Annotated in this window: 8 protein-coding genes and 4 tRNA genes; 4 read left to right on the forward strand and 8 right to left on the reverse strand. The window is 39.4% G+C overall.

Annotated elements, in window-relative coordinates:
- Positions 1-10 precede the first annotated feature (10 nt).
- Positions 11-3,508 (forward strand): DNA polymerase III subunit alpha, encoded by a 3,498-nt coding sequence (gene dnaE, locus E0709_RS03695; RefSeq protein WP_132301447.1) that lies wholly within the window; start codon positions 11-13, stop codon positions 3,506-3,508.
- Positions 3,509-3,591: 83 nt separating this feature from the next.
- Here the strand turns inward: dnaE and brnQ are convergent, their stop codons facing one another.
- From brnQ to E0709_RS03720, 5 genes are all read right to left on the reverse strand, one after another.
- Complete coding sequence (brnQ, locus tag E0709_RS03700) at positions 3,592-4,881, reverse strand: branched-chain amino acid transport system II carrier protein (RefSeq protein WP_132301435.1); 1,290 nt, start codon at positions 4,879-4,881, stop codon at positions 3,592-3,594.
- 36 nt (positions 4,882-4,917) lie between these two features.
- Positions 4,918-5,706, reverse strand: a complete 789-nt coding sequence (locus tag E0709_RS03705) for a glycosyltransferase family 32 protein (protein WP_132301433.1) — start codon at positions 5,704-5,706, stop codon at positions 4,918-4,920.
- Between the two features lie 102 nt (positions 5,707-5,808).
- Positions 5,809-5,884: transfer RNA gene (locus E0709_RS03710), tRNA-Val, on the reverse strand.
- 47 nt (positions 5,885-5,931) lie between these two features.
- A tRNA-Val gene (locus E0709_RS03715) sits at positions 5,932-6,007 on the reverse strand.
- 68 nt (positions 6,008-6,075) lie between these two features.
- A tRNA-Val gene (locus E0709_RS03720) sits at positions 6,076-6,151 on the reverse strand.
- Between the two features lie 182 nt (positions 6,152-6,333).
- Here E0709_RS03720 and gltX point away from each other — a divergent pair.
- Positions 6,334-7,782: a glutamate--tRNA ligase gene (gene gltX, locus E0709_RS03725; protein ID WP_132301431.1), complete on the forward strand. Its 1,449-nt coding sequence runs from the start codon at positions 6,334-6,336 to the stop codon at positions 7,780-7,782.
- Positions 7,783-7,830: 48 nt separating this feature from the next.
- Positions 7,831-7,906: transfer RNA gene (locus E0709_RS03730), tRNA-Ala, on the forward strand.
- A 75-nt stretch (positions 7,907-7,981) separates the two neighbouring features.
- Here the strand turns inward: E0709_RS03730 and lnt are convergent.
- From lnt to infA, 3 genes are all read right to left on the reverse strand, one after another.
- A complete protein-coding gene (gene lnt, locus E0709_RS03735; RefSeq protein WP_132301837.1) occupies positions 7,982-9,514 on the reverse strand; it encodes an apolipoprotein N-acyltransferase in 1,533 nt (510 codons plus the stop codon).
- 9 nt (positions 9,515-9,523) lie between these two features.
- Positions 9,524-10,426, reverse strand: coding sequence for a CNNM family magnesium/cobalt transport protein CorC (gene corC, locus E0709_RS03740; protein WP_132301429.1), 903 nt, complete (start codon positions 10,424-10,426; stop codon positions 9,524-9,526).
- A gap of 218 nt (positions 10,427-10,644) precedes the next feature.
- A complete protein-coding gene (gene infA / locus E0709_RS03745; protein ID WP_132301427.1) occupies positions 10,645-10,863 on the reverse strand; it encodes a translation initiation factor IF-1 in 219 nt (72 codons plus the stop codon).
- A 177-nt stretch (positions 10,864-11,040) separates the two neighbouring features.
- Between infA and miaB the strand changes: the two genes are divergently transcribed.
- Positions 11,041-12,465: a tRNA (N6-isopentenyl adenosine(37)-C2)-methylthiotransferase MiaB gene (gene miaB / locus E0709_RS03750; RefSeq protein WP_132301425.1), complete on the forward strand. Its 1,425-nt coding sequence runs from the start codon at positions 11,041-11,043 to the stop codon at positions 12,463-12,465.
- Positions 12,466-12,559 lie beyond the last annotated feature (94 nt).

Raw genomic sequence — 12,559 nt, forward strand, 5'->3', positions numbered from 1 at the left:
AGGATAACCCATGTCAACCCCATGTTCTGAGCCACGTTTTGTTCATCTGCGTACCCATAGTGATTTTTCGATGATTGACGGCATTGCCAAAGTGAAACCTTTGGTGAAAGCCTGTGTTGCTGAAAATATGGTGGCAATGGCGTTGACGGATTTTGCTAATTTTTGTGGATTGGTGAAATTTTATGGCGAGGCTTTAGGCGTGGGGATTAAGCCGATTATTGGGGCGGATGTGTTGGTGAAAAGTGAGCTTTGTGGTGATGAATACTTTGAATTAACTTTGCTAGCTAAAAATAATGATGGCTATAAAAATATTACCCTTTTATTATCAAAGGCTTATCAGCGTGGTTATGATGATTTGCCTTATATTGATCAAGCATGGTTGACCGAACATAATGACGGTGTGATTGTGCTGTCGGGTGGTCGCAAGGGTGATATTGGCTTGAAATTATTGAAAGATAATCAAGCCGATGTGGAAAGTGCGGTGAAATTTTATCAACAATTTTTTCCGAACCATTTTTATTTAAGTCTGGCTCGCACAGGGCATAATGAAGAAGAACGCTATATTCGTGCTGCATTAGATTTAGCTCGGCAATATCAGTTGCCCGTGGTTGCCGTAAATGATGTGTGCTTTTTAAAAGCAGATGATTTTGAAGCGCACGAAATTCGGGTAGCGATTCATGACGGTTATACCTTGGACGATCCGAAACGCCCAAAACTTTATACTAATCAACAATATTTTCGTTCTGAACAGGAAATGTGCGAGTTGTTTGCGGATATTCCATCTGCCTTAGAAAATACCTTATTAATTGCTCAACGCTGTAATGTGACGATTCGATTAGGCGAATATTTTTTACCGCAGTTTCCCACAGGTAATCTCAGCACCGAAGATTTTTTGGTGAAAAAAGCCAAAGAGGGATTGGAAGAACGGCTGGCGTTTTTGTTTTCTGATGAAAAAGTGCGGTTGGAAAAACGTCCGCAATATGATGAACGCTTGCAGGTGGAACTGGATGTAATTAACCAAATGGGTTTCCCGGGCTATTTCTTGATCGTGATGGAATTTATTCAATGGTCGAAAGATAACGGTATTCCAGTTGGACCGGGGCGTGGCTCTGGGGCAGGATCCTTAGTGGCGTATGCATTAAAAATCACCGATTTGGATCCGCTCGCCTTTGATTTACTATTTGAACGTTTTTTAAATCCTGAACGGGTGTCAATGCCTGACTTTGACGTGGATTTTTGTATGGACGGGCGAGATCGGGTGATTGATCATGTGGCAGAAATGTATGGACGTGGGGCGGTGTCGCAGATTATTACCTTTGGTACGATGGCGGCAAAAGCGGTAATCCGTGATGTGGGGCGTGTGTTGGGGCACCCTTACGGTTTCGTGGATCGGATTTCCAAATTAGTGCCACCCGATCCCGGTATGACCTTAGCCAAAGCCTTTGAAGCGGAACCTAAATTAGCTGAGATTTATGAAGCCGATGAAGAAGTTAAAGCGTTAATTGATATGGCTCGCAAGCTCGAGGGAGTGACCCGAAATGCAGGTAAGCACGCAGGTGGTGTGGTTATTTCACCAACGCTAATTACAGATTTTTCGCCTCTATATTGTGACAGTGAGGGGTTGCATCCCGTCACCCATTTTGATAAAAATGATGTGGAATATGCGGGCCTGGTGAAATTCGACTTTTTAGGCTTGCGGACATTGACCATTATTAAATGGGCGTTGGATATGATTAATGCCCGGATGGCAAAAGAGAATAAACCGCCAGTCCGCATTGAAAGTATTCCACTTGATGATCCTGATGCATTTAAAATTTTGTTGGCGGCGGAAACCACGGCGGTGTTCCAGTTAGAATCGCGTGGCATGAAAGATTTGATTAAACGCCTGCAACCTGACTGTTTTGAAGATATTATTGCGTTGGTGGCATTGTTCCGTCCGGGTCCGTTGGAATCAGGCATGGTGCAAAACTTTATTGACCGTAAACATGGGCGAGAAGAAGTGTCTTATCCAGATTCGCAATATCAACACGATTGCCTTAAACCGATTTTAGAACCCACTTACGGCGTGATTGTGTATCAAGAACAGGTGATGCAAATCGCACAAGCCTTGGCAGGTTATACGCTGGGTGGTGCAGATTTATTACGCCGAGCCATGGGGAAGAAAAAGCCCGAAGAAATGGCAAAACAGCGTTCGGTGTTTGAAGCTGGGGCGATTAAAAACGGCGTAGATGGCGAGTTGGCGATGAAGATTTTCGACTTGGTGGAAAAATTTGCCGGCTATGGGTTTAATAAATCGCACTCAGCAGCCTATGCATTGGTGTCCTATCAAACCTTATGGTTGAAAGCTCATTTCCCAGCCGAGTTTATGGCGGCGGTGATGACCTCAGAAATGGATAATACCGATAAAATCGTGGGGTTGTATGATGAATGTTTGCGTATGGGGTTAAAAGTCACACCGCCAGATATTAACACCGGTAAATATCATTTTAGTGTCAATGAACAGGGCGAAATTGTCTATGGTATTGGGGCGATTAAAGGGGTAGGCGAAGCACCGATTGAAGCCTTAGTTTTAGCTCGAGAAAAAGGCGGTATTTTCAAAGATTTATTTGATTTATGTGCCAGAGTGGATCTCAAACAAGTTAATCGCCGTACCTTTGAAAGCCTGATTAAGTCCGGTGCATTCGATAAATTAGGACCTCACCGAGCGGCACTTGCCAAAAATTTAGAAGATGCGCTGCAATCATCGAATCAATTTGCCAAAGATGAAGAAATTGGACAAGTGGATATGTTTGGTGTATTAACCGAAAGCCATGAAGATGTGGAACGCAAATATGCTAATACACCACCTTGGACGGAAAAACAGATTTTAGATGGTGAACGTGAGACTTTAGGACTTTATTTAAGTAGCCACCCGATTAGCCGTTACCTTAAAGAACTGTCCCATTATTGTCGTTTTCGTTTAAAAGATTTAGTGCCAAATCCAGCAAATCAACGTGGGGCGGTGAGTACGGCTTGTGGTTTAATTATATCTTCTCGTTTTGCAGTGACGAAAAAAGGTAATCGACTTGGTATTGCTACCCTTGATGATCGCTCAGGTAAATTAGATATTACCTTATTTTCTGATGCATTAGAAAAATACGGAGATCATTTACAACAAGATAATATTGTGATTGTATCAGGACAGGTAAGTGAAGACGAATATAGCCAAGGATTACGAATGTCGGTGCGTGAGCTGATGACCCTTGATGAAGCCCGTAGTCGTTATGTAAAAAGTCTAGCTATTATTTTAAAACAAGCACAAATTACACCACAATTTGTGAAGCAATTTAAAAGCATACTTGAGCCTTATAGTGGTGGGACAATTCCTGTTCATGTGTATTACGATAGTCCACAAGGTCGAGTGCTGTTGAAATTAGGTGTGCAATGGTGCATAAAACCGACGGATGATTTATTGATGGCATTGGTGGAAATGTTAGGGCAGAGTTCGGTAGAGTTGGAATTCGGCTAATCAGAATCCTAGATAAAAGTAAGTTAACGTCTTATAGTAATTATCTTTAACCTACTTTTATGGAGTATCAATATTTTTGTATGTTATGCTCTTTTTCTAACAATTATATCCAGAAAATATCCAAATATTAATCCGATAATAGAAAAGATAACCCATTCCATAGAATAGGCTTTTAATGGTAATTGCGCGGTAAAATTTACCCCTAATACGGAGCATAAAGAAATAATGGAGACTAATCCAATAGATAGACGTTGAGCAAGTAATGGCAAGTTAATGAAAATATTGATGAACATGAGCAAAATTACGGTGATAGCAATCGGATATAATACTAATAATACAGGAACCGATTTACTAAGTACTGTACTGAGTCCTTGATTGGCAATAATAAAGCTAATGACAGTAAAAAATAATGCATAAATTTTATACGAAATTTTATGGTAAATTTCATAAAAATATTCGCTTACCGATACAATTAAGCCAATCGATGTAGTTAAACAAGCCAAAGTGACAATAATACCTAAAATCATGCGACCAAGCTCACCAAAGGTTTGTTGTGCAATATCGTTCAGTAGATAAGTTCCCATATCTAGGTTTCTTTCTTGTACATAAGCTAAGGCTTGTTCACTCAAATGGGATTTACTACCGATCCAAGCTAATGAAAGATAAATTAATGCTAACGCTCCTGCTGCGATGATTCCCGCATAGATAGTTTGTTGTACCAGTTGTTTTTGGTTGACGCCCTTTGATTGAATCGCTGAGATAACGATGACTGAAAAAGCCACAGATGCTAACGCATCCATGGTTAAATAGCCTGATACAAAACCTTTAAAAAACATGGATTCAGTAGTAGTGGCGGAGACATAGTCAACATCGGATAAAGCAAAAAACACTTTAATCACTAAGGCAGCGATTGAAATAAGTAAAGCTGGTGTTAGAATGGAACCCACTCGCGCTACCATTTTGGATGGGCTTAGCGCTAACCATAAAGATAAAATAAAGAATAGTGAGGTGAAAATTAGCTGTGGGATTTCTGTTTCACCTTGTAAAAAGGGTTGGAGTGCAATTTCAAAGGATGTTGCGGCAGTACGTGGAATAGCTAAAAACGGACCAATACTGAGGTAAATCGCACTTAAAAAGAATAAGGAAAACCAAGGATGGATTTGTTTTAGGGCTTTGCTATAACCACCAGAATAGAATGCACTAACGATAATTCCTAACAACGGTAAGCCTACGCCAGTGACGATGAAACCTAATGCACTAAGCCAAATATGTTCCCCACTTTCTAATCCTAATTTAGGTGGGAAAATTAAATTGCCGGCGCCAAAAAAGATGGCAAAAAGCATAAAGCCGACGATAAAGGTGTTTTTATTCATTACTGATCCTTAGTAAATTTTTTATTATAAATATTTTTATTTGAGCAAATTCTCATTTTTAGCGTGATTCCATTTGCCCATTTTTTTATCCATATATTGGAAATATTCGTTGGAAAATGTTCCTTGCGCACAGGTAATTTTATCTCGACGAGTATTCACGGTTTTACCTTCTAGTGCTTGGTTTAAACAAGTTGGTCCGGTTAAAGAAAATACGCCTCCTTCAATTTTTCGTTGTTCAATATTATTGATAATAATATCTAAAGTATCTTTTAAAAAAATATTCCCTTTTTCACTCGCCATAAAGAAATTGGTGTAAAGCTGGCGACGAGTAATTAATACTTCACTATCATTTTCATGAATAATATTATCTAAGTTCCAGACCAAATGACCATCAATATCCATATAGATACCGCCTTCATTGTATAGCGTAAAGATTCGCCAAAAATCTGCTTGAGCAGCGCCGTCAGTCAGTTTGCTATAAGCATTAAAGGTACGTTCATCAGCATGCGTTTTGATATATTCTTCTCGAGCTTCGGTACTCACATAACGATAATCATAATCACGTGAAAGTAAGCGATTAACTAAGTAATTACAATAGATCGGCAAAGTAACACGGTTACTATAATTAGTTTGCCAAATAGTGCGGTTGATTTTTTGTGAATTTTGGGGATGAGCTTTAGCAGGGCTAAATTCTGGAATGGTAAAACGTTTTTTAGGAAAGATAAAATGAAATGGATAACTTAATACTTTTACTATATTGCCGGTTAAACGGAGTAAACCATTGGTTATTACAATTAGAGTTTCATTTTTCACAGGTTTATTCATTTGAAATTACCATAAAATATAAAGGATAGTGTACTTTATCATTTCACGTTTAAATAACAAGATTATTCTCAAAAAATATCTATTATATTAAATGAAAATAAGTGGTGGGCGATACCGGTCTCGAACCAGTGACCCCCTCCTTGTAAGGGAGGTGCTCTCCCAACTGAGCTAATCGCCCTACGACAACAGCTATAAATAGTCTGTTTGTAGATTGGTTTGTTTAAGTGGTGGGCGATACCGGTCTCGAACCAGTGACCCCCTCCTTGTAAGGGAGGTGCTCTCCCAACTGAGCTAATCGCCCACTTAAACAACAGGAGAACACATAAACGAAAGCAAGGTACTAATCACTATCTTAATTTAGTTGAAAAGTGGTGGGCGATACCGGTCTCGAACCAGTGACCCCCTCCTTGTAAGGGAGGTGCTCTCCCAACTGAGCTAATCGCCCTTGCTTCGCTGTTTGCGTTGTGGATTGCATTATAAGTATTCTTGAATTTCAGTCAATCTATTTCTGCAAAAAATGGTTTAATTGTCTTAAAAATAGGCATAAAACCAAAAATTCAGTTAAGCAAAATAAGAAAAGAAGGTACAATAGTCCGCAAATTTTATAAGAATAAGAAAGGTCAACAAATGAAGATTGAAAATTTATTTCCTTTAGATCCTAATGTAAAGGTTCGTACTCGTTTTGCACCTAGTCCAACCGGCTATTTACATGTAGGCGGGGCGAGAACGGCACTTTATTCATGGTTATACGCTAAACATAATAACGGTGAATTTGTGTTGCGTATTGAAGATACCGATTTAGAACGTTCGACCCCAGAGGCTACACAAGCTATTTTGGAGGGGATGGAATGGTTAAATTTAGCTTGGGATCATGGCCCTTACTTCCAAACCAAACGTTTTGACCGTTACAATCAAGTGATTGATCAGATGTTAGAAGAGGGGACGGCTTACCGTTGTTACTGTTCAAAAGAACGTTTAGATGAATTGCGTACTCAGCAAGAAAACAACAAAGAAAAGGCTAAGTATGATCGTCATTGTTTGCATGATCATAGCCATTCCCCTGATGAACCGCATGTGATTCGTTTTAAAAATCCACAAGAGGGTTCAGTGATTTTTGATGATGCGGTGCGTGGTCGTATTGAAATTAGTAATAGCGAGTTAGACGACTTGATTATTCGCCGCACAGATGGCTCACCAACTTATAATTTCTGCGTAGTAGTCGATGACTGGGATATGGGAATTACCCACGTAGTTCGTGGTGAAGATCATATTAACAATACACCACGTCAAATTAATATCTTAAAAGCTTTAAATGCCCCCGTGCCGACCTATGCTCATGTTTCCATGATTAATGGTGATGACGGTCAAAAATTGTCTAAACGTCATGGTGCGGTGAGTGTGATGCAATATCGTGATGATGGCTATTTACCCGAAGCATTAATTAACTATTTAGTACGTTTAGGTTGGGGACATGGTGATCAAGAAATTTTTTCACGTGAAGAAATGATCGAATTATTCGATCTTCATTCGGTCAGTAAATCCGCTAGTGCTTTTAATACAGAAAAATTGCAATGGTTAAATCAGCATTATATTCGTAGTTTAGATCCTAATTATGTGGCAAAACATCTTGCATGGCACATGAAAGATCAAGGTATTCCTTATGAAAATGGCGTAGCCTTAGCCGAGCTTATTCCTGTATTAGGGGAACGAGCGAAAACGTTGAAAGAATTAGCCGCACAAAGTCGTTATTTTTATCAAGAATTTGACAGCTATGATGAAAAAGCGGTGGCAAAAAACTTTAAACCAGAAGCGATTGTACCGTTAACAAAATTATTGGAAAAATTAACCGCACTTTCTGTTCCGGAGGATTGGACAGTGGAAAATATTCATCAAGCAATGAATGACACGGCAACAGAATTAGACATCGGTATGGGTAAAGTGGGTATGCCATTCCGTTTAGCGGTCACTGGTTCAGGGCAGTCACCGTCGATGGATATTACAGCAAAACTTGTTGGAAAAGACCGCACTTTAGCCAGAATTCAAAAAGCGATTGAATTTATTCAAAATAAAGGTTAATTTTCTATTGACATAACACGTGGCGGAATTTATCATAACGCCACTTTCGGGGATATAGCTCAGTTGGGAGAGCGCTTGAATGGCATTCAAGAGGTCGTCGGTTCGATCCCGATTATCTCCACCAAAATTTAAAAACCCGTATCAATTCCTTGATACGGGTTTTTACTTTTACCATAATATAATGGTATGTCATGTAACTTCAGCCATGATTTAGTCGTGATGCTATTCTTTTCTGAATAAAATTACCTATAACTCGCAATAAAACAAATAATACTAACAATGCGTATAAAGGTTTATTGCCAAAAACAGCATAGGGTGTTTTTCCTATTGTTGGTGCGATTTTTTCAGTCAACGTAGTTTGCACAAACTGTGGTGCTTGGCGAATGACTTTTCCTTGAGCATCAATAAACGCAGTAACCCCCGTATTTGTTGCTCGAATCACTGGTTTAGCTAATTCTAACGCTCGCATTCTTGCCATTTGAAAATGTTGCCAAGGACCATAGCTGTCGCCAAACCACGCATCATTAGAAATGGTTAAAATAAAATCAGTATCATCTTTTAAATTTGTCTGTAATTGACTACTTTCGATAATTTCGTAGCAAATAGCTCCCATAAAACGGCGATCTTTGCTGATTAAATCAGGTTGAATGTTATCACCACTTTGAAATGCCGACATGGGTAAATTAAACACTGAGCCAAGTGGTCGTAATAGACTTTCTAAAGGCACATATTCGCCAAAGGGAACCAGATGATGTTTATTATAACGTTGAGCCGTAGTAGATGAATAATTGCCATCAACTAATGCGATAGAGTTAAATAATTTTCCGCTGCTTTCATCACGGTGAACCGTGCCAATCATAATATCTGTTTTTGAGTGTTGGCTGGCTTGATTGAGTTCATCAAAAAATGGTTGAATGCTTTCTTCTAAGGCAGGTAACGCACTTTCTGGCAAGATAATTAAATCAGATTTAGCTAAATTAGGACGAATTAAATTGGCATAAATTTGTAAGGTAGATTGCAGATAATCAGGATCCCACTTTAACGATTGTTCAATATTGCCTTGTGCCAGTGTAATTGTAATGGCTTTATTTTCCAGCGATGTGGCATAATTGGTTTTGGCAAAGGAAACTACGCCAGTAACGCTGATACCCAGTAGAATATTGAATAAAGCAAACTTGATTTTTTGTGGTTGCTGAGTGATAGCAGAAATAGCATTAAAAATTACCGCACTTAGCCATACTACAAAAAAGGTTAAGCCAGTGACACCAAAAATGGGGGCAATTCCTGCAAAGGGTGTATCAATTTGCGTATAGCCAAACAGTAGCCATGGGAAACCTGTAAATAACCAACCTCGTAGAAATTCGCTAAATGTCCAAATTGTGCCAAAAATAACAGGGCTTACGACTTTAAAATGTTGAACTAGATAGGTGAATAATAAGGGAAAAAGCGATAAATAACAGGCGAGAACGAAGACTAAAAAATAACTTAACCATAGGGGCGAGCCACCAAATTGATGAATACTGACGTGTAACCAGCTGGTCGCAATGCTAAAAAAACTCACTCCCCATAAAAAGCTGGCTCGAAGTGCAGTTTTTTTATGGGGATTTTTTGCCACATAGAGTAAACCTAGCATTGAGATGTAGGCAATTCCCCAGTAATCAAAAGGGGAAAAGGCAAATACACCGATTGAGCCTGTGATGAAAGCTATTAGATAAGGTAAAAATCTGTGTATCATAAGGGGTTATTCTTCTGTTTCATTTTGGTGAGCATTGATGCTTTCAAGCTGTTCATCAGTTACGGTTACTCGTAACTGAATAATACGACGACTATCCGCTGATGTCACTTTAAAATGAATATTATTCAGCGTAATTTCTTCGCCTCGTTTTGGTAAATAACCAAAGGCTTGCATGATTACGCCACCGATAGTATCCACTTCTTCATCGGCAAAATTTGTGCCAAATTTTTGATTAAAATCATCAACATCAGTTAAAGCCAGCACTGCATAAGTATGGCGAGAAAGTTGGCGGATATTGGCAATCACTTCTTCTTCATCAAATTCATCTTCAATATCGCCGACAATTTGCTCTAAAATATCTTCAATCGTCACTAAACCTGAAATGGCACCAAATTCGTCTACTACGATTGCCATGTGAAAACGTTCTGTACGGAAATCTTTCAGCATTCGATCCACACGTTTACTTTCTGGTACAATCACAGCTGGACGTAAAATTACTTGCATATTGAATTGATCTGGCTGTTCTCGTAGAAATTGCAACAGATCTTTAGCGTGCAAAATCCCAACGACATTATCTCGTTCGTTAGTGATGACGGGAAAGCGAGAGTGAGCCGTGTCAATAATGGTGTCAAGGCAACTTTCGAGAGCTTGATCGTTTTCAATAAACACGATTTGAGCTCGAGGGATCATAATATCTCGCACTCGAAGTTCGGCGATTTCCATCACCCCTTCGATCATTTCACGAGTATCTTGGTCGATCAGATCATTTTGTTCAGAATCGCGAATGACTTCGACTAATTCTTCACGGTTTTTCAGTTCGCCTTGAAAAAAGCGATCAAACAGGGATTGAAAGAACGATTTTTTTTGATAGCTATCTATTTGTGTTGCGTTATTCGAGTGTTCGTCCATAGTTTTTTTATTGGGTTGGAATTTGACGTATTGAAATTAGCATATTTTGCATGCAAAGAAAAGTGCGGTGCAAAAATTGCGTAGGAATTTTCAACGTTGCGTAGCAACAAGGGCAAAGCCCCGAACAATTCTATCAAGGATTGTAAGTAATTTTTTGTGAGTGTTTTGGCAAAAAAACAAAAGCTCGAAATTTTCGAGCTTTGTTGGCTTGCGTGATATTATCTCGCACGGAAAATAATCCGCCCTTTGCTTAAATCATAAGGGGTCATTTCCACAGTAACTTTATCGCCAGTTAAAATGCGAATGTAGTTTTTACGCATTTTGCCTGAAATGTGAGCAGTAACCACGTGACCATTTTCAAGTTCTACACGAAACATCGTGTTCGGCAAGGTTTCCAAAATGGTACCTTGCATCTCAATGCAATCTTCTTTAGACATTAATTGATTAATCCTTTTTTCTAAAATAAATACAAAAAACGTGCGGATTATACTATTTTGTTGCTTATTCTGAAAGCATTAATTTGATAAAATGCGATTAAAACAGTACAATAGCCAGTTAATTGCCAATCAATTTTATGGCTTTATTAACGAATTTAATTTATACAGATTATAAAGATGACTCAAAAATTACATATTAAAACTTGGGGCTGTCAAATGAATGAGTATGACAGTTCAAAAATGGCGGATTTATTGCTCAGCACGCACGGTCTGGAACTCACCGAAGAAGCGGAAGAAGCGGACGTGTTGTTGTTAAACACTTGCTCCATTCGTGAAAAAGCCCAAGAAAAAGTATTCCACCAGCTCGGGCGTTGGAAACAGCTGAAAAAACATAATCCGAATTTAGTGATCGGCGTGGGCGGTTGCGTGGCTTCGCAAGAAGGGGCGCATATTCGTGATCGTGCGCCTTTTGTGGATATTATTTTCGGACCACAAACCTTGCATCGCTTGCCTGAAATGATTAACCAAATTCGTGGTGGCAAAAGCTCTGTGGTGGACGTGAGTTTCCCTGAAATTGAGAAATTTGACCGTTTGCCTGAACCGAGAGCCGAAGGTCCAACGGCGTTTGTATCGATTATGGAAGGTTGTAATAAATATTGTTCTTTTTGTGTTGTGCCTTATACTCGTGGAGAAGAAGTAAGCCGTCCAGTGGACGATGTTCTATTTGAAATTGCTCAACTCGCCGAGCAAGGTGTACGTGAAGTGAACCTGCTAGGACAAAACGTCAATGCCTATCGTGGTGCAACCTTTGATGGTGAAATTTGTTCTTTTGCTGAATTATTGCGTTTGGTGGCAGCCATTGACGGTATTGACCGATTACGTTTCACCACCAGCCACCCGATTGAATTTACAGACGATATTATTGAGGTTTACAGCGACACGCCAGAACTCGTGAGCTTCCTGCATTTGCCTGTGCAAAGCGGTTCGGATCGGGTATTGACCATGATGAAACGCAACCATACGGCGTTAGAATACAAATCCATTATCCGCAAATTGCGTAAAATTCGCCCAAATATTCAAATCAGCTCGGATTTTATCGTGGGCTTCCCTGGCGAAACCGATCAGGATTTTGAAGACACGATGAACCTGATTGCACAAGTGAATTTTGATATGAGCTTCAGCTTTATTTATTCTGCTCGCCCAGGCACACCAGCGGCAGATTTACCTGATGATGTGAGTGAAGATGAGAAAAAACAACGCCTGTATCTATTGCAACAACGTATCAACAATCAAGCGGCACAATTTAGCCGAGCCATGCTTGGCACAGAGCAACGTGTGTTAGTAGAAGGTCCATCCAAAAAAGACATTATGGAACTCACTGGCAGAACGGAAACCAACCGTATTGTGAATTTCAAAGGTACACCAGATATGATTGGTAAATTTGTGGATATTAAAATCACTGATGTATATACTAATTCCTTACGTGGTGATGTGGTTCGCACTGAAGATCAAATGGGCTTACGCGTGATTCAATCGCCACAAGCAGTGATTAATCGAACTCGTAAAGAAGATGAGTTAGGGGTTGGGTTGTACGCTGCTTAATTCTAAAAATTCTTCAGATTTAGACCGCACTTTTTTAACCAAAGTGCGGTGTTTTTATATCAAATGTATCTAAGTCATATCAAATCGTTCTTTT

This window comes from Lonepinella koalarum (genome assembly GCF_004565475.1).
Lineage (GTDB): Bacteria > Pseudomonadota > Gammaproteobacteria > Enterobacterales > Pasteurellaceae > Lonepinella > Lonepinella koalarum.